Annotated in this window: 17 protein-coding genes and 2 tRNA genes; 6 read left to right on the top strand and 13 right to left on the bottom strand. The window is 72.0% G+C overall.

The window, feature by feature from the left end:
* Window positions 1–24 precede the first annotated feature (24 nt).
* Entirely contained in the window at window positions 25–1092 is a 1068-nt protein-coding gene (locus tag EDF42_RS04570; protein WP_123339849.1) for an FUSC family protein, read from the top strand.
* Between the two features lie 96 nt (window positions 1093–1188).
* Here the strand turns inward: EDF42_RS04570 and EDF42_RS04565 are convergent, their stop codons facing one another.
* The 12 genes from EDF42_RS04565 to EDF42_RS04510 all read right to left on the bottom strand — a co-directional run bounded on the left by EDF42_RS04565 (window position 1189) and on the right by EDF42_RS04510 (window position 9399).
* Window positions 1189–1794: a histidine phosphatase family protein gene (locus EDF42_RS04565; protein WP_123339850.1), complete on the bottom strand. Its 606-nt coding sequence runs from the start codon at window positions 1792–1794 to the stop codon at window positions 1189–1191.
* Complete coding sequence (gene crcB / locus EDF42_RS04560) at window positions 1791–2180, bottom strand: fluoride efflux transporter CrcB (protein WP_123671605.1); 390 nt, start codon at window positions 2178–2180, stop codon at window positions 1791–1793. The genes EDF42_RS04565 and crcB overlap by 4 nt, the downstream gene beginning before the upstream one ends.
* A complete protein-coding gene (locus EDF42_RS04555; protein WP_123671604.1) occupies window positions 2177–2620 on the bottom strand; it encodes a CrcB family protein in 444 nt (147 codons plus the stop codon). Before EDF42_RS04555 ends, crcB begins: the two co-directional genes overlap by 4 nt.
* Window positions 2621–2756: 136 nt before the next feature.
* Complete coding sequence (locus EDF42_RS04550) at window positions 2757–3164, bottom strand: RidA family protein (RefSeq protein ID WP_123339926.1); 408 nt, start codon at window positions 3162–3164, stop codon at window positions 2757–2759.
* Between the two features lie 67 nt (window positions 3165–3231).
* Window positions 3232–3307 (bottom strand) — tRNA-Glu (locus tag EDF42_RS04545).
* Between the two features lie 33 nt (window positions 3308–3340).
* Window positions 3341–3416 (bottom strand) — tRNA-Glu (locus tag EDF42_RS04540).
* A 351-nt stretch (window positions 3417–3767) separates the two neighbouring features.
* The gene (locus EDF42_RS04535; RefSeq protein WP_123339927.1) at window positions 3768–4403 is read right to left on the bottom strand and encodes an MBL fold metallo-hydrolase; all 636 of its coding nucleotides are present in this window, start codon (window positions 4401–4403) and stop codon (window positions 3768–3770) included.
* Between the two features lie 132 nt (window positions 4404–4535).
* Window positions 4536–5576: a LacI family DNA-binding transcriptional regulator gene (locus tag EDF42_RS04530; RefSeq protein WP_123671603.1), complete on the bottom strand. Its 1041-nt coding sequence runs from the start codon at window positions 5574–5576 to the stop codon at window positions 4536–4538.
* 21 nt (window positions 5577–5597) lie between these two features.
* The gene (locus EDF42_RS04525; protein ID WP_123671602.1) at window positions 5598–6068 is read right to left on the bottom strand and encodes a hypothetical protein; all 471 of its coding nucleotides are present in this window, start codon (window positions 6066–6068) and stop codon (window positions 5598–5600) included.
* Window positions 6069–6073: 5 nt separating this feature from the next.
* On the bottom strand, window positions 6074–6985 hold the full coding sequence (locus EDF42_RS04520; RefSeq protein ID WP_123339855.1) for a carbohydrate ABC transporter permease: 912 nt from the start codon (window positions 6983–6985) through the stop codon (window positions 6074–6076).
* Entirely contained in the window at window positions 6982–7959 is a 978-nt protein-coding gene (locus EDF42_RS04515) for a carbohydrate ABC transporter permease (RefSeq protein WP_123339856.1), read from the bottom strand. The genes EDF42_RS04520 and EDF42_RS04515 overlap by 4 nt, the downstream gene beginning before the upstream one ends.
* 156 nt (window positions 7960–8115) lie before the next feature.
* Window positions 8116–9399 carry an ABC transporter substrate-binding protein gene (locus tag EDF42_RS04510; RefSeq protein ID WP_123339857.1) on the bottom strand — a complete coding sequence of 428 codons (1284 nt, stop codon included), beginning with the start codon at window positions 9397–9399 and terminating at the stop codon, window positions 8116–8118.
* Window positions 9400–9694: 295 nt separating this feature from the next.
* Between EDF42_RS04510 and EDF42_RS04505 the strand changes: the two genes are divergently transcribed.
* Window positions 9695–11014: a glycosyltransferase family 2 protein gene (locus EDF42_RS04505; RefSeq protein ID WP_123671601.1), complete on the top strand. Its 1320-nt coding sequence runs from the start codon at window positions 9695–9697 to the stop codon at window positions 11012–11014.
* A gap of 190 nt (window positions 11015–11204) precedes the next feature.
* Here EDF42_RS04505 and EDF42_RS04500 read toward each other — a convergent pair whose 3' ends face one another.
* Window positions 11205–12497 carry a glycosyltransferase family 2 protein gene (locus tag EDF42_RS04500; RefSeq protein WP_123339859.1) on the bottom strand — a complete coding sequence of 431 codons (1293 nt, stop codon included), beginning with the start codon at window positions 12495–12497 and terminating at the stop codon, window positions 11205–11207.
* A 182-nt stretch (window positions 12498–12679) separates the two neighbouring features.
* Between EDF42_RS04500 and EDF42_RS18840 the strand changes: the two genes are divergently transcribed.
* The 4 genes from EDF42_RS18840 to EDF42_RS04485 all read left to right on the top strand — a co-directional run bounded on the left by EDF42_RS18840 (window position 12680) and on the right by EDF42_RS04485 (window position 16668).
* Complete coding sequence (locus EDF42_RS18840) at window positions 12680–12904, top strand: hypothetical protein (RefSeq protein WP_146249787.1); 225 nt, start codon at window positions 12680–12682, stop codon at window positions 12902–12904.
* A 130-nt stretch (window positions 12905–13034) separates the two neighbouring features.
* Window positions 13035–13949: a beta-1,6-N-acetylglucosaminyltransferase gene (locus tag EDF42_RS04495; protein WP_185040776.1), complete on the top strand. Its 915-nt coding sequence runs from the start codon at window positions 13035–13037 to the stop codon at window positions 13947–13949.
* Window positions 13946–15490: a lipopolysaccharide biosynthesis protein gene (locus tag EDF42_RS04490; protein ID WP_123671599.1), complete on the top strand. Its 1545-nt coding sequence runs from the start codon at window positions 13946–13948 to the stop codon at window positions 15488–15490. The genes EDF42_RS04495 and EDF42_RS04490 overlap by 4 nt, the downstream gene beginning before the upstream one ends.
* Window positions 15487–16668: a glycosyltransferase family 4 protein gene (locus EDF42_RS04485; protein ID WP_123671598.1), complete on the top strand. Its 1182-nt coding sequence runs from the start codon at window positions 15487–15489 to the stop codon at window positions 16666–16668. Before EDF42_RS04490 ends, EDF42_RS04485 begins: the two co-directional genes overlap by 4 nt.
* Window positions 16669–16717: the final 49 nt, after the last annotated feature.

Genomic DNA, 16717 nt, shown 5'->3' with positions numbered 1-16717 from the left:
TCGCGGTGGGAAGATGGTCGGGACATGACGACACCTGCGCACTCGACCCGGACGATCAACCTCGAGGGCGCGGCACGCGCAGCGATCGCGGGTGGTGCACCACTGGCGCTGCTCATCGCCCTCGGGATGCCGGGCTACGCCGCGTTCGCGATGTTCGCCGGCTTCACCGCGATCTTCGGGGCGACCGAGCCCTACCGGCAGCGCGCCGTCACCACCGGCGTCGCGGGTGGGCTGCAGACCCTGTGCATGTTCGCGGGCATCGGTGTCGCCCTGCTCGGCTCCCCGCTCTGGCTGCAGGCGGCCGGACTCGTCGTGGTGCTCGTCATCGCGGTCTGCACCCTGTCGACCCTGCGGACGATCCCCGCGCAGCCGATCTTCCCCGTGTTCGCGTTCGTGGTCTCCGCCCTCGTGCCGCTCAGGCCCGCGGACGTCCCGCTCGTCGCGACGATCATCGTCTGCTCGGTCGTCTGGGCGTGGCTCGTCGCGATGTCCGGGTTCGTCATCCGGCACGTGTGGCACCCGCGCGCCCCGCACCGGTTCCGGCCGCTGGCGCCGCTCAAGGAGCGCGGCTTCGGCATCCTCCGCACGGCCGCGCTGTGGGAGACCGTGGCGCTCAACGTCGTGGGGTCCCTCGTCGCCGGCGCGGTGGCGTCGACCATCCCCTGGCTCGGGCACCCGTACTGGGCCGTCATCGCGGTGGTGTCGACCCTTCCGGCCCTCCGCCAGCGGCACACCGTGATCCGGGCGTTCCAGCGCTTCATCGGCACGATCGGCGGCACCGTGATCGCCGTCGGGATCCTGCTGCTCGAGCCGTCGGCGTGGTGGATCGTCGTCATCGCCGTCGTGGGGCAGTTCTTCGCGGAGATCTTCGTCGCCCGGAACTACGCCGTCTGCCTGCTGTTCCTGACGCCGCTCGCCCTCGCCGTGTCGTGGCTGAGCCTGCCCGAGGCCCCGGAGCTCCTCGCGCTCGACCGGGTCGCGCAGACCACCCTCGGTGCGCTCGTCAGCGTCGGGCTGCTGTTCGTGGGGCGCGCGATCGAGCGGCGGCGCGGCCGTGCCCTCGGCGCCACGAGCGCGATCCGTACCGTTTGAGTACCTGGTCGCTCCGGGCACACCTGGTCGTTTCTTCTGACCAGGTGTGCCCGATTCCACCCACCATCGCGCGCGTTCGGGGAAGGAACGGGCGCCTCAGTCGCGGGGCTGGATGTTCCAGGCGTCGATGACCGGGCGGCCGTGCTCGTACCCGAGGACGCTGACCGATGCGGTGCCGAGCTTCAGCACGGCACCGTCCTGCGGCGCGAGCCGGATCCACGCGGCGCCGAGGGCACGCAGCACGTGGCCGTGCGCGATGAACACGGCGTCCTGGCCCTCGGCGAGCACCGGACGAGCGCGGTTCAGTATCCGCTCGACGCGGACCCGGACCTCGGCGGCGTTCTCACCGGGGGTGTCACCGGCGGGTACTCCGTCGGTCCAGAGGTCCCACGGCCCGTGGCGCAGCACCTTGATCTGCGGGGTGGTGAGCCCCTCGTACGCGCCGTAGTCCCACTCGTACAGGTCCTCGTCGAGCTCGGGGTCGACGCCGATCAGGTGCGCGGTGTCGCGGGCACGCTGCAGCGGACTCGACAGGGCCAGCGCGAACGAGCGGTCGGCCAGGTACCGGCCGGCGCGCTTCGCCTGCTCGACACCGTTGTCCGTCAGCGGAATGTCGGTGCGGCCGGTGTGCTGCCCGCTCTTCGACCACTCCGTCTCTCCGTGACGGACGAGGACGAGTTCGCCGGGGCGTTCCGAGGTCATGAGTTCCTTCCGATCCAGAGGCCGAGCGCAGCTGCGCCGACCGAGACGACGAGCATCCCGAGGCCGTGCAGGACGGCGAGCCGGGGCTTGCCGGATCGGAGGAGCTGGACGGTCTCGACGCTCGCCGTCGAGAACGTCGTGTACCCACCCATCATGCCCGTCCCGAGCACCGCGACCGCCGGGAGTGGGATCGTGCCGGCCTGCCCGAGGCCGGTGAGCAGGCCGAGCACGAGCGATCCGGACACGTTGATGAGCACGGTCCCGAGCGGGACCCCGGCAGTCCGCGAGCCGGACGTGCGCGTCTTGACGAGTCCGTCGAGCAGGAACCGGAGCGCAGCTCCGACTCCCCCGCCGACGGTGACGAGCAGCAGTTCGAGCGGGTTCACGACGCGCCTCCGTCCGGGCCGGTCGACGGTGGTCGGAGCCGCCCGGCAAGCCAGATCCCGAGGGCGGCAGCGGCGAGTCCGAGGGCCGAGGACAGCAGTGCGTACCCGCTGCCCGCACCCCACCGGCCGACGTCGAGCAGCTGCGCGGTGTCGTCGGCGAGCGTGCTGTACGTCGTGAAGCCGCCGAGCACGCCGGTGCCCACGAGCAAGCGGATCGTGCGGCGGCCTCCGACGTCGGGCCCACGCATCGCGAGCGCCTCGAGCAGGAGTCCGAGACAGAAGGCCCCGACGACGTTGATCGCGAGGATCACCCAGCTGATGCCGTCGTGGCTGGGGAACGCCTCGGCGAGCAGTGCGCGGATCGCGGTCCCGATCGCGCCTCCGAGCGCGACGAGGGTGAGGAAGCGCCAGCGGAGGTGCGGCGGTCGCGCTTCGGTCATCGGTACTCCTATCGCCGAGCACGCCGGATCGTCTCCGCGCGTGCGGTGTTCTCGGGATAGGGACCGTTGGCGCCTCGTGCGCGGTTGGGTCCGGCAGGCCCCACTGCCGGGTCTGACGACCCGTCCAGCGTACTGCTCAGTCGGCGACGGCGGCGATCGCCTCGACCTCGACGAGCTGGTCGTCGTAGCCGAGGACGGTCACGCCGAGCAGTGTGCTGGGCACGTCGTGGTCCCCCATCGCGGCGCGGACGACGTCCCAGGCGGCGACGAGGTCCTGCTGCTCGGTCGTCGCGACGAGCACCCGCGTCTGGACGAGGTCGTGGACACCCGCGCCGGCGGCTGCGAGCGCCGTCCGCAGGTTCGCGATGCACTGCGCGGCCTGCCCGGCCACGTCACCGACGGCGACCGTCGCGCCGTGCTCGTCGAGCGGACAGGCTCCCGCCAGGAACACCAACCGGGTGCCGGCCGCCACGGTGGACGCGTCGGCGTACTCCGCGACGTCGCTGAGCGCTGTGGACCGGATGAGCTGGACGGCACTGGACACGGAGTCAGCCTGGCACACGACGACGAAACCCCCGGCGAGCCGGAGCTCGTCGGGGGTTTCGTGGTATTGGTGACCCCAGCGGGATTCGAACCCGCGTTACCGCCGTGAGAGGGCAGCGTACTAGGCCGCTATACGATGGGGCCGCGGCTGTTGTCGGACTCGGAGCATGTCACCTGTGGTGACCCCAGCGGGATTCGAACCCGCGTTACCGCCGTGAGAGGGCAGCGTACTAGGCCGCTATACGATGGGGCCGTTCCGACAACTCGACAAGTATTGCACAAGCCGCGCATCGCGCCAAAACGAGGCGTGTCGCCCGGGTGTGCCGCCATGCCGCGCCCGGCATACGGCGCTCGCTGCGCGTGCAGATTCCGACAGAACACCGGTTGAACGACGCGCGCTCTGTCGCAACATGCACACGCATCGGTCGCGCGGCCGTGGACGCGACCGCCCCTCGGACGGGAGGCGCGTGGCGGGCCCGCCACGGGCCTCCCGTCCGACCGCGCGCACGTCCGGAGCCGCGCTTCGTGAGCAGGAAGGGTCGCGTCGGTCGGGTCCACCCGACCATTTCTGCTCACGAAGCGCCCACGGCGCGGTCCCGCGCGGTCAGATCGTGAGCGACTCCCCCGGCCGCAGGATCTCGAGCACGCCGCTCGGCGCGAGCGCCTCGCGGAGCCGACCGGTGTGCATGCCGTAGCCGATGTCGGAGAGCGTGGCCTCGTGGATCGGGTAGGCGCGGGCCGGGGCGAGCGCGGCGACGTAGTCCATCATCTCGGCGACCTTGAGCCACGGGGCACCGACCGGTGCGGCGAGGACCTCGACGGGGACGCCCGGGTCGGTGTACGAGTCGCCGGGGTGGAAGAGCCTGCGGTTCACGAGCACGCCGGTGTTGTCGACGACAGGCACCGAAGAGTGGATGAGCTGGTGCCGCCTGCCGTGGAAGTCGAGCTCGAACGGGCCGACGGTGCGGTGGTCGCCGTCGGTGACGACCTCGACCGCGATGCCGGATTCGGCGAGCGCCGCACGGACGCCCTCGGGGCCGAACACGAAGGCGTCGGGGTTGGCGGCGAGGATCCGGTGCAGCTGCTCGGGCGTGACGTGGTCGGGGTGCTCGTGGGTGACGACGACCGCGACGACCCCGGTCGCGTCGACGGGGCGGGTGAAGTTGCCCGGGTCGAGCACCAGGCGGGCGTCGCCGTCCGACAGGATCTGGCAGGCGTGTTCGAGCTTCGTGACCTCCATGCGGGCGACGCTACCCGCGGCGGGCGCGATGGGGCGACTCGGGCTGCGCCGACTCGGAACGACGTTCTCGTTGTCGTACGACATCGGGATCGTCGTTCCGAGTCGGTCCCGCCCACGCACCACCACACACCTTCACCCCGGCGGCGGCCCCGTCGTCCCCCGCACCACCAGGTGCGCCGGCGCCGCGACGATCGTTCCGGCAGCGCCGCCGTCGACCTCGGCGAGCACTGCCCGCGCCGCTGCCCGGCCCTGCGCCTCCGGGTCCTGCGCCACGGTCGTCAGGCCCACGGTGGCGCCGTACTCGTGGCCGTCGATCCCGATCACGGAGACGTCCCCCGGCACCGACAGCCCGGCCTGCCCGGCGGCGAGGAGCACCCCGAGCGCCATCTCGTCCGAGGCGCACAAGACGGCAGTCGGGCGATCGGGCCCGGCGCCGGCATCAGCACCGGCACCGGCACCGGCGCCCCCGCCGAACAGCGCGTTCCCCGCCGCCAGCCCGCCGGCGAACGAGAACCGCCCGTCGAGCAGCCACCGGTCCGGCACCGCGTGTCCGGCGGCCCGCATCGCGTCGACGAACCCGTCCCGCCGCAGGTGCGGCACCGCCACGTTCATGCCGGCCTCGTCCTGCCCGCCGACGTAGGCAACCCGTCGGTGCCCGAGTCCGCACAGGTGGTCGACCGCGATCCGGGTGACGGCTCGGTCGTCGACCCCGATGTTCCGCAGGCCCGGTGCGGGTCCGCCGATGACGATCATCGGGTGCCGGGTGAGTTCGAGCTCGGCACGCTCGGTCGCGTCGAGCACCAGGGACAGCAGGACGAGGGCGTCGACACGGTGCCGCAGCATCGAGCGTCGGAACGCCCGGTCGCGGTCGCCGCCCGGCCCGCCCAGGTTGTAGAGCACGAGGTCGTACCCGGCCCGACGGAGTTCCGCGTCGACGCCGCCGAGTGCCTTGACGTAGAACCACCGGTCGATCACCGGGACGACGACGCCCACGGCGCGCTGCCGGCCGGTGGCGAGGCCGGCCGCCGCCGAGCTCGGGACGTACCCGAGCTCGTCGGCGACCCGACGGACCTCGTCGATCGTGGTCTCCGCCACGTTCTCCATGCCGCGCAGCGCTCGCGACACCGTGGACTTCGACAGTCCCGTGACGGTCGCGATCTCCTGGATCCCCATCGATGCGACCCGGGAGGCCCGTCAGCCGTCCGTACTGTGCGTCACGCCCGCCGGACAGTCGGCTGCAGTGCCGGGGCCGGCTTGCGCGACGGCCGCTGCGGTCCGGCGCGCTCGGTGCGGTGCACGACGACCCGCTGGTGCGAGCTCGTCCCACCCGCTGTGCTGGTGCACCCGCCCGTCCGCCGAGGGCCGTGGCTGACGACGGGTGTCGTCGCCGCGAGCGGTGCGGACGGGGGCGACGGCAGGAGCGGCACCGATGCCGTCGGTGGCCCGGTCGACGACCGCGTGGCGGCGGAGGACCGCGACCCGCCACCGGTCGAGCGCCACGACCCCGAGCACGCACACCAGCAGGGTGAGCGCCCAGCCGAGTGCCGGGCGACCGGTGACCTCGCAGAACACCGTGGCGCCGAGGAACAAGATGCCGAACATGCCGACGAAGCCGATCGCCTCTTCGATCCGGGCCGTGGGCCGGGTGGGTCCGCGCTGTGCCATGGTCGTCAGCCCTTCACGCCACCGGCGGTGAGGCCGGCCACGATGCGTCGCTGGAAGATGAGGACCAGGATCACGAGCGGGATCGTGACGATCGTGCCCGCGGCCATGACCGCCGTGTACGGCTCCTGGTGCGGCTGCGACCCGGCGAACGAGGCGATCGCCACGGTCACCGGCTGCGTCGCGTCACTCGAGAGCTGCGAGGAGATCAGGTACTCGTTCCAGCTGGAGATGAACGCCAGGATCGCCGTCGTGAACACCGCGGGGGCGGCGAGCGGCAGGATGATCCGCCGGAACGCCTGCACGCGGGTGCAGCCGTCGATGCGCGCTGCTTCCTCGAGGTCCCACGGCATCTCGCGGAAGAACGACGCGAGCGTGTAGACCGTCAGTGGCAGCACGAACGAGATGCTCGGCAGGATGAGCGCCTGGTAGGTCCCCATCCACCCGATGTCCGTGAAGAGCTGGAACAGCGGGGAGATGAGCGCGACCCCCGGGAACATCGACGCCGCCAGGATCGCGCCGGCGATGAGTGACTTGCCGCCGAACTCGAGGCGGGCGAGGGCGTACGCCGCCGTCGTGCCGACGAGCAGGGCGATGATCGTCACGACGCCGCCGATGAGCAGGCTGTTGGCGAGCGCCCGCCCGAGGTGGTTGCCGAGCGACGTGGAGAACGCGGTCGCGTAGTTGTCGAGCGTGACGTGCGTCGGCCACGGTGTGGCGTCGAACGTGAACCCGACGTCGCGGAAGCTCGTCACCACCATCCAGTAGAACGGCAGGAGGCACCACACGGCGATGACGATCGCCTGCACGGCCGTGCGGATGCGGGGGCCGGTGTCGCGGCGGACCCGGACGTCGGCGCGGTCGACGGCGCGGTCGCGTGCTGCTGCGGTGGACCGGGGGCGGTCTGCTGCGAGGGTCACTTGAGTTCACCCTTCTGCTGGGCGGCCTGCGTCTGCACGACGTTGGCGCCGAGGAACCGGACGAAGACGAACGCCACGATGAAGATCACCAGGAAGGTGATGGTCGACAGGGCCGACGCGGAGTTGAAGCCCTGCCGGATCTGTTCGACGACCAGGATCGACAGGGTCGTGGTGGCGTTGCCGGAACCACCGCCACCGCCGGTGAGGATCGCGGGCAGGTCGTACATGCGCAGCGCGTCGAGCACGCGGAACAGGATCGCGACCATCAGCGCGGGCTTGATGAGCGGCAGGGTGATGAGCACGAAGCGCTGGAACGTCGACGCGCCGTCCATCTTGCCGGCCTCGTAGACCTCCTCCGGGATCAGCTGGAGCCCCGCCAGGATGAGCAGCGCCATGAACGGCGTGGTCTTCCAGGTGTCGGCGATGATGACCGCCCACCGGGACGCCCACTCGCCGCTCGTCCAGAGGATCTGCTGCCCGAGGACGTGGTTCAGGACGCCGTTCGCGTCGAAGATGAAGTACCAGAGCTTCGCGGTGACGGCCGTCGGGATCGCCCACGGCACCAGGATCGCGGCACGGACGAGCGCGCGGCCCTTGAAGTTGCGGTTCATGATGATCGCCATCCACACGCCGATGGCCGTCTCGAACGCCACGGTGACGACCGTGAAGAAGAACGTGTTGCCCATCGACACCCAGAACTGGGAGCCGAGGCTGCCGGGCGGGCACGTGACGTTGCCGCACTGCTGGCCGAGCCAGTGCGCGTAGTTCGTGATGCCGGCGAACCCGCCCTGGACGAACAGACCGGTGGCCTTGTCGAGGCCCTGGTCGAGCTGGAACGACTGGATGATCGCGCTGACGACCGGGTAGCCGATGACGATCGCGAGGAGCAGGATCGTCGGGCCGATGAGGTACACGGCCCACCGGCCGTGCTCGGCGTTGAGTCCGCCCTTGCGCCGTTGGCGCTTCGGTTCCATGCCCGTCGGGTTGGGGATGGCTGCGGGGATCTCGGTTGCTGCTGACACGTGTCGGCCTCCTTGCCGGGGGTGTCGGAACGCAAGTAGGGGCGGACTGGAGGCAGGTGCCGGGATGGCACCGTGCCTCCAGTCCGATGCGGCGTGAGCCGCGTGTCGCTAGCTGCTGGTCGCCGACTTGAGGGCGTCCTGCATGTCCTTCATGGCTTCGTCGACCGACTTCGATCCCTTGAGCGCCGCGTAGGTGTTGTCCTGGATCGCCTTCGTCACCGCCGGGTAGAACGGCGTGACCGGGCGTGGCTCCGCTGACTCGATCGACTTGAGCAGCGTCGGCAGGTAGGGCAGCTTCGCCGTCAGCTCGGAGTCGGTGTAGAGGTCACCGACGACCGGGGCGAGCGACCCCTGCGTCGCGAAGAACTTCTGCGTGTCGTTCGAGATGAGGAACTCGAGGAAGTCGTGCGCCGTCGCCTTGTGCTTCGAGTACACGCTGATCGCGGCGTTGTGGCCGCCGAGCGTCGAGGCGCCGGTGCCGTCCGCACCCGGGATGGGCGCGATGCCGAACGTGTCCTTGACCGTGCTCGAACCGTCGGTCTTCGCCAGGTTGTAGACGTACGGCCAGTTGCGCAGGAACAGCAGCTTGCCGGCTTCGAACGCGGTGCGGCCCTGCTCCTCCTGGTACGTGATCGCCTCGGCCGGGATGTTCCCGTCCTTGAACGCGTCGACCAGGTTCTGCAGGCCGGCCTTGGCGTCCGAGGTGTCGACGTCCGGGTCTCCGCTCTTGCTGAGCACCGAACCACCGGAGCCGTTGATCGCCTCGGAGGCGTTCACCGTCAGGCCCTCGTACTTCGCGAACTGCCCGGCGTAGCAGCCGATGCCCTTGTCCTTCGCGATCTGGCAGTCGGCCATCATCTCCTTCCACGTGGTCGGAGGCGTCTTGACGAGGTCCTTGCGGTAGTAGAGCAGCGCGCCGTCCGACGTCTGCGGGGCGGCGTAGAGGGTGTCGTTGTACGTCGCGGTCTTCACCGTGGCCGGCAGCAGCTTCGAGGTGTCGATCTTCATGTCACCGGTCAGCGGCGTCAGCCAGCTCTTCGCGGCGAACTCGGCGGTCCAGACGACGTCGACGTCGACGACGTCGTAGTTGGCGTCCTTGGCTTGGAAGTGCTGCACGAGGTCGTCGTGCTGCTGGTCGGCCTGGTCGGACTGCTCCTTGAAGGTGACCTTCTCGTCGGGGTGGGCCTTGTTCCACTTCGCGATCAGCGGGCGGACGACGTTCGAGTTGTCCTTGCCCTGCACGTACGTGATGGGCCCGCGGCTGTCCTGGCCGCTCTTGGCGTCGTCCGAACCGGCGCCGGAGCTCCCGCTCGAGCAGCCGGTGAGCACGAGGCCGATGACGGCGACCCCGGCAACGGATGCGAACCGCACCCTGGAGCGTGTTGTCTTCACAGCGTTGTCTCCTCATTGAGATCACCAGGGGGCATCGATCGGGTTCGACGACACTGCCCTGGAGCAGGCGCCGCTGCCTGCTGGTGGAGGAAGCTACGCCCGCCGCAGGGGTTCCGCAACCGGTTGCATCGGTTCCGTGACCTGAGCGTGACCTTGGAAGTCCCGGAGACTTCCTGGGTGAGCGCTCACCCTCGTTCGAGGGACCCCTGCGCGCCACTGCGGAACTCCGCATGAACACCGCCACTGGGGTCCCGCGCCGTTGTCCGCACCCACGGCCCCACGTAGCGTCCACGACATGGCCACCCTCCACACCGCCGACACCGTGCCCGCACCGCGCCGTGTCATCGGCGTCGACCTCGACGCCCCGCTCCCCCGTCTCGTCGCCGACGAGACCGGCGAGTCCGCCATGGTGATCGGCTACCGCGGCGGCCACCCCACCGGCACCCTCGACGTGCTGCTCACCGACGACCCCGCCGACGCGGCCCGCGCCCTCGAGGCGCTGCAGGAGACCGTCCTGGCCGACGTCCCCGCGGTTTCCGACGACGACCTGCCGACCATCTCGGTCGTCGTGTCCACCGTCGTCGACCGCGTCGAGGACCTCGGCAAGCTGCTCGACGTCCTCGAGCACCTCGACTACCCGCGGCACGAGGTCATCCTCGTCGACAACCGCGTCCGCGTCCCCGCCGGCGACGCGCTGCCCGCGATGCTCGCCGGGCGGAACGTCCGCTTGGTCGAGGAACGCCGCCCCGGTCTGTCCGCCGGACGGAACGCCGGTGTCGCTGCCGCGACCGGCGACGTCATCGCCTTCACCGACGACGACGTCCGCGTCGACCCGCAGTGGCTGCGCGCCATCGGGTCCCGGTTCGTCAGCGAGCCCGGCCTGGACGCCGTCACCGGCGTCATCCTGCCGAGCGAGCTCACCACCCCGGCGCAGATCTGGTACGAGGCGTACTACGGCGGGTTCAGCGCCGAGCGCACGTTCTCGCCCGTGACGATCGTCCCGGACGACGTCCAGGGCACCATGCGGCACGCCCGCGTCTCGGCGGTCACCCCGTCCGGCGAGGTCCTCAAGCACTTCGCCGTCTACGGCATCGGCGCGTACGGCGCCGGCGCGAACATGGCCTACCGTCGCACCCTGATCGAGGCCGTCGGCGGCTTCGACCACACCCTCGGCGCCGGCTCCCCGGCCCGTGGTGGCGAGGACCTGGCGATGTTCATCGAGACGCTGTGGCGCGGTGGGAAGATCGGCTTCGAGCCCCGCGCGGTCGTGCATCACCGGCACCGCCAGACCATCGAGGACCTGCACAAGCAGCTGCACGGCAACGGCGTCGGCTTCACCGCGCTGATGTTCGCGCTCGCCGCGAAGGACAAGCGGCACGTCGCCGTCCTCGCCCGCCTGATGCCGCTCGCCGCGAAGGTCAAGTCGAAGCAGATGCTCTCCCGCCTGGCCGGACACCGGGACGCCGCGACCGAGGTCACCAACGACGCCTCGACCACGCGCATCCCGAAGACCCTGGCGTACCACGAGCTGCGCGGGTTCCCCGCCGGCCCGGCCGCCTGGTTCCGCAGCCGACGCCGCTGGCGCGACGTCGAGGCCGGCCGCTTCCGGCCGTAGTCGCGCAGCACGACGGACGGGAGGCCCGTGGCAGTGTCGCCACGGGCCTCCCGTCTGTTCTGTTGCCGCGTCCGCACGACGCGGTACGACACTCGCGTTGTCGTACGACGTCGAGGATGTCGCCCCCACGCGCACGCAACCGTTGCGTACACAACGAGCGACAGAGCCGGCGGACCACCGCCCCACCCCGTCAGCGCGCGGTCAGCCGCCCGGCCACGTACCGCCACGGCCCGCCCAGCGCGGCCGTCAGCTCGGCGCGCTTGAGCCCGCGCGTCGCCTCGGTGAACTCGGCGTCGACGGGCCAGCCGCCGCTCGCGTCGACGGGGCGCTCGTCGGCACCCTGCCCGAGCGCACCGAGCCGCCGGAGCGCGCCGGCCGCACGCCGGAGCACCGCGAACGCCGTCGAAGGCCGCAGCACGAGCTTCGTCACCCAGGCGCCGAGCCCGGTGCCGTAGCCGATCGCCTGCGAGCGCAACGCGGCACGGTCCTTGCGGTGCTCGTGCCAGACGACGGCCGAGGGTTCCACGGCGAGCGCCCCACCGGCGAGCAGGACGCGGGTGAACAGGTCCGGGTCCTCACCGGCTCGAGCACGGGTGCCGGGGCCGAGGGCGACGTCGAAGCCGCCGAGCTGGCGGACGGCGTCGCGGCGCACGGACATGTTCGCGCCGGTGCCGAACGCGCCGACGGTGAAGGGGAACAGGGGCTCGTCGACGGGCGGGGCGGACGTGCGGTACACCCGGCGCTCGAGGTTCCGCGCCCAGGTCACCCGCTCGTCGAAGAAGCGCTGCGTGGGGGTGCGGAGCTCGCCGCTGGGGACGAGTCCGGTGACGCACCAGACGTCTGCGTCGCGCTCGTAGGCGGCGGCGATGGCGGCCATCCAGTGGCGGTCGACGACGACGTCGTCGTCGATGAACGCGACGATGCCGCCGGTGGCCAGTGCGAGTCCGGCGTTGCGGGCCCGGGAGACGCCGGCACGTGCCTCGAGGACGTAGTGCACGCGCGGGTCGTCGACGGCGGCCACGACGTCGCGGGTGCCGCTGGTGACGGGGGCGTTGTCGACGACGAACAGCTCGAAGTCGTCGTACGCGGAGTCGAGGACGGAACGCACGGCGCGGGCGAGCGCCACGGGCCGCTCGCGGGTGCCGATGACGACGGAGACGCGTGCGCCGTCCGCGGGGGCGTCGACCGGGAGGCCCGGGGCCGGCAACCGACGCAGGGCCGGTCCCAGCTCGGCCGGGTCCACCGCCCCGCGGTCGTCGACGCGCACGTCGACGAACCCGGCGACGTCGCGGCCGTCGCGCACCATGAGGCGGGCGCGGCGGAAGCCGTCGGCGCCGGCGAGGTGCACGGTGTCGGCGGCGAGCGCCGCGGACCGGTCGACGGCGCCGACCCAGGCAGCTCCGACCCAGGTGGGGGCGTCGGGCGAGGGCATCGCGGGGTCGAGCATGAGGGCTCGTTCCGCGGTGGTGGTGTGGTCGGTCATGTTCGTCCCGTCGGGCCGGTCTGGTCGGGTGGACGTGGCAATGCTCCGCGCGCGTCGACAGGGGGTCAACCGCGATGCTCGGAGGATGCGGGGAGGCTGCGGTTTGCCGCCACTAGACTCGCGGGAGACGCCGGTCGACCCGCCGGTGCGACGCCGGTCCCCGCCGGACACGAGGAGGACGCATGCCGCTGGCCCGAACGATGGACCGGCTCGGCCTGACCAGGCGTCCACGCCCGACGTTGCACCTGGTTCCGGACCCCGACGCGTCCGACCTCGTCGTGGTGCACCTCGATGCCGACGACGCCGCGTGCGGTACGTGCGGGCACGCCCAGGCGGCGCACGAGCACTACCGTCCGGGCACGGACTGCGCGCTCTGCGACTGCCCGAAGTTCCGCCGCGCCCACTGACGCGATCCCCCTCGCGCGATCCCCCTCGCTCCCCCCTCGATCGGGGGGCGCCTGCGGGAAACCGCCGTTCCCCCGCAGGTGGTCCCGACCTCCCTTGTCGGTGCTGCCGGGCCCGCTTAGCGTCGCGGACATGGCCATCACTCCCACGCCACTCGCGTGCATCGTCCTCGCCCACGAGGACCCGACGCACGTCCGTCGGCTCGTGGCGGCGCTCGACCCGTTCCCGGTGTTCCTCCACTGCGACGCGAGCACCGACGACGACGTCTTCGACGCGATGACCGCCGGCCTGCCCGAACGGGTGCACGTGCTGCCGCGGATCCGCACCGGGTGGGCGAAGTGGGAGAACGTCGCGGCCGAGGTCGCCGGCTACCGTGCTGCCCTGGCGCAGACCGACGCCACGCACGTGGCGCTGCTGACCGGCAGCGACTACCCGTTGGCCGACGCCGACGAGATCTCGGCGCTCCTGACGGCGAACCCCGGGCGGTCGTTCGTCGAGGCGAAGCCGCTCCCGCACCCCGCGTGGGGTCGCGACGGCGGTCGGTCGCGCGTGCGGTTCCGGCACTGGGCGTGGCGGAAGCACATGCTGCGCCTGCCGGTCCCCCGTCGGGTCCCGCGGGACGTCGTGTTCGGCGGCGGCTCGCAGCTCAAGGTCCTTGCCCGCCACCACGCGCAGGGGGTCGTCGACGTGTTCGACGGGCGCCCCGACCTGGTGGCGTTCTGGGAGCGGGTGTGGATCGGCGACGAGACCTTCGTGCCGTCGGTCCTGCTGACCCCGGCGTTCACCCCGGACTTCGCAGACGCCCACGCGGTGCAGCCGCTCTGGTGGATCGGGTGGGACGGCACGAAGCAGAAGAGCCCGCCGTGGCTCGGGATCGAGGACGCCGGCCGGGTGCTGGAGCGTCGTACCGCGGCTGACCAGTCGACCCCGTACGTGTTCGCCCGGAAGTTCTCGACGTCCCGGAGCACTGACCTGCTCGACGTGGTCGACGCGACCTTCGGGCTCCGCACGTCCGCCGACGACCAGCCGGTGGTGGTGGCACAGTGACCGTCCCCCAGACCCGACGCGAGGCGCGTGCGGCCGAGGCGGCTGCGCTGGCGGCACAGCCGGACGACGACGAGCTCGAGGCGTCCGTGCAGCCGGCGGCCCCCGGCGCGCTGTCCACCGACACGGACTCGATCGCCGTCGCACGCGGCTCGTCCGTCCTGTTCGGCCGCGGCCTGCTCTACGTGGTCGTCTGGTCGATGCAGCTCGTCGTGAGCTCGCTGATCTCCCCCGTGCTCGCGCACCTGATGCCACCGGCCGAGTTCGGCGTGCTGGCCTCGGCGATCGCGCTGTACCAGGCCCTGGTGGTCGTGGCCGTCTGCGGCATCGACCAGGCGTCGGTGCTGCAGCGCGCCGAGGACGGCGACGACCGGCGTGCCCGCGGCCTGATGTTCGTCGGCATGGTCACCGCGGTCACCGTCACCGTGTTCGCCCTGGTGTCGATCCCGCTCTGGGGCGACGCCGCGGGCTTCGTCGACCAGCACCCCCTGCTGCTGGTCGCCGTGCTCTGGACCGGGCCCGCCGCGATCGTGCAGCTGTCCCTCGCGTTGCTCGTCGCCCAGGACCGCATCCGCGTGTTCGCCGTGACGAGCCTGCTGTCGTCCGTCGGCGGGTCGATCATCGGCCTCGGGCTCCTCGCCGCCGTGCACGCCGACGCGACCACGTACGCGTGGGGCGGGGTCGTGGCGCAGGGTGCCGCGATGGTCATCGGCATCATCGCCACGAAGCCTCGCGTCCGCGGTCTGTTCGACCACCGCACCACGATCCGGGCGTTCAAGCTCGGTGTCCCGATCGCGCTCGGCAGCCTGTCGTACTTCGTCCTGAACGCCGGTGACCGACTCGTCGTGCAGCGCCTGCTCGGTGCCGACGAGGTGGCCCGCTACCAGATCGCCTACGTCGTCGGCTCCGCGGTGATCCTGCTGCTGACCTTCACGAACCAGGCCTGGGCGCCGCACTTCGCCGCCCTCCGCGACGCCGTGGCCCGCCGCCGGCTCGCCATGCACGCCCGGGACGAGCTCTACATGCTGCTCGCCCCCGTGCTCGTCGCCGTGACGCTCGTGTCGCCGGTGGCGCTGCCGATCCTGGCCCCGGCGTCGTACCGGGTCGAGTCCCTCACCGTCGTCGTCTTCGTGGTCGCCCTGACCGCGTTCCCGGTGGTCGCGAGCGGTGCGACCGGTCGGCTCCTGCTGGTCGAGCGCCGCGGGGTGACGGTCGGCGTCATCGGTGCCGTCGCCGGTGTCGTGAACATCGCGGCGAACCTGGTGCTGGTGCCCCTGACCGGCATCGTCGGCGCGGGCATCGCCACGGTCATCGCCTACGGCATCCTCGCCGCACTGCAGCAGGCCTCGCTGCCGGACCGCCGCGAGTGGCGCGGCCCTCGACGCCGGGTGCTGCTCGCCATCGCGATCGCGATCGTCGTCGCCGCGGCCTCGCTCCTGCCCCCGCAGGACCTCGCCTGGAACATCGTGCGCGTCGTCGGCGTCGCCGCGTGCCTGCCCTGGTTCTTCCGCCGCCTGAAACTCGCTCGCGGAGGATCCGCATGACCCGTCCCACCCCCCGTCCGCTGCGTGTCGTCGTCGCCACCAACGGACTCGCCATCACCGGCGGTGTCGAACGCTGCGTCGTCGAGGACGTCGGCGAGCTCGTCGCGGCCGGCCACGACGTCGAGGTGTGGCACCGCGCCGGTCCGGACGGCGACCCGGACGAGGGCCGCGCGGTGTTCGACCGGCTCGGTGTCCGACTTCGCTACGCCCGCGACTACCGCTTCGGCATCCGGACCGCCCCGACGGACGTGTTCCGCTTCGTCCGTGAGGGCCTGCGCCTCCGCCGCTCGCGCCCGGACGTCCTGTGGCTGAACCGTCCGGAGTTCCTGCCGTGGGGCCGCGTCGTGTCCTTCGTGTCCGGCGTCCCCCTGGCCGTGCACCTGCACCACGCCCCGAACTACCGTCGGCTCGGCCCGTTCGCCGGCGGCCGGACCCGGTACCTCGCGGTCTCGGCGGCGATGGCCCGTGCCTGGACCGCCGTCGGTGCGCCGCCGGACCGCGTCGACGTGGTCCCGAACGGCGTCGACACCGCGGCGTTCCCCGCTGCCACGCCGGCGAGCACGCGCCGAGCACGTGCTGTGCTCGGCCTCGACCAGGACCGCCCCGTGGTGCTCTACTACGGACGGCTCACGCGGTCGAAGGGCGTCCTGGCCCTCCTGGAGGCGTGGGGTCGCGTCCACGCGTCGGCCCGCGTCCTCGTCGGGCCCGGCACACCGCCCGCCCCGGCTCCGGTGCTCGTCCTGGCGGGTGCGCTGTACCCGCAGGACGCGCCCGCCGTGCACCGCGCGATCGCCGCGTTGCCCGAGGGGTCCGTGGTCGTGGTGCCCGAGCGCGACGACGTCGTCCCCCTGCTGCACGCCGCCGACGTCGTGGTGGCTCCCTCCATCGAGCCCGAGGGGTTCGGCCGCGTGGTCGTCGAGGCGATGTCCACCGGACGCCCCGTCGTCGCGGCGGCGTCGGGCGGCACCGCCGAGATCCTCAGCGGCGAGTGGGCGCGGTTCACCGTCGACCCCACCGAGACCGCCGCGCTGGCCGACAAGGTCCTCGAGGCGCTGCACGCGGCCGGTACGGAACCCGGTCTGGCGGACCGGTGCCGCGCCTGGGTGCGGGACCGGTACGGCCGGGAGCGCCACGTCGCGGCGCTGCTCCGGGCGCTCGAGGCGCACGCGAAGCACTGAAGACGAACACCGTCGAACGACGACGACCTGAGCGGTGCCGACGACGACG

It is taken from the genome of Curtobacterium sp. PhB172, from assembly GCF_003752545.1.
Lineage (GTDB): Bacteria > Actinomycetota > Actinomycetes > Actinomycetales > Microbacteriaceae > Curtobacterium.
The sequence above is the reverse complement of the archived record's forward strand: the minus strand, read 5'-3'. Positions and strand labels throughout refer to the sequence as shown.

Excerpts from the sequence above, each read along its gene's own strand:
- EDF42_RS04500 (WP_123339859.1), bottom strand. The coding sequence starts at position 12,497 with ATGACCGACCACACCACCACCGCGGAACGAGCCCTCATGCTCGACCCC.
- EDF42_RS04570 (WP_123339849.1), top strand. The coding sequence starts at position 25 with ATGACGACACCTGCGCACTCGACCCGGACGATCAACCTCGAGGGCGCG.
- EDF42_RS04485 (WP_123671598.1), top strand. The coding sequence starts at position 15,487 with ATGACCCGTCCCACCCCCCGTCCGCTGCGTGTCGTCGTCGCCACCAAC.
- EDF42_RS04515 (WP_123339856.1), bottom strand. The coding sequence starts at position 7,959 with ATGGAACCGAAGCGCCAACGGCGCAAGGGCGGACTCAACGCCGAGCAC.
- EDF42_RS18840 (WP_146249787.1), top strand. The coding sequence starts at position 12,680 with ATGCCGCTGGCCCGAACGATGGACCGGCTCGGCCTGACCAGGCGTCCA.
- EDF42_RS04565 (WP_123339850.1), bottom strand. The coding sequence starts at position 1,794 with ATGACCTCGGAACGCCCCGGCGAACTCGTCCTCGTCCGTCACGGAGAG.
- EDF42_RS04555 (WP_123671604.1), bottom strand. The coding sequence starts at position 2,620 with ATGACCGAAGCGCGACCGCCGCACCTCCGCTGGCGCTTCCTCACCCTC.
- EDF42_RS04525 (WP_123671602.1), bottom strand. The coding sequence starts at position 6,068 with ATGGCACAGCGCGGACCCACCCGGCCCACGGCCCGGATCGAAGAGGCG.
- EDF42_RS04495 (WP_185040776.1), top strand. The coding sequence starts at position 13,035 with ATGGCCATCACTCCCACGCCACTCGCGTGCATCGTCCTCGCCCACGAG.
- EDF42_RS04530 (WP_123671603.1), bottom strand. The coding sequence starts at position 5,576 with ATGGGGATCCAGGAGATCGCGACCGTCACGGGACTGTCGAAGTCCACG.
- EDF42_RS04535 (WP_123339927.1), bottom strand. The coding sequence starts at position 4,403 with ATGGAGGTCACGAAGCTCGAACACGCCTGCCAGATCCTGTCGGACGGC.
- EDF42_RS04505 (WP_123671601.1), top strand. The coding sequence starts at position 9,695 with ATGGCCACCCTCCACACCGCCGACACCGTGCCCGCACCGCGCCGTGTC.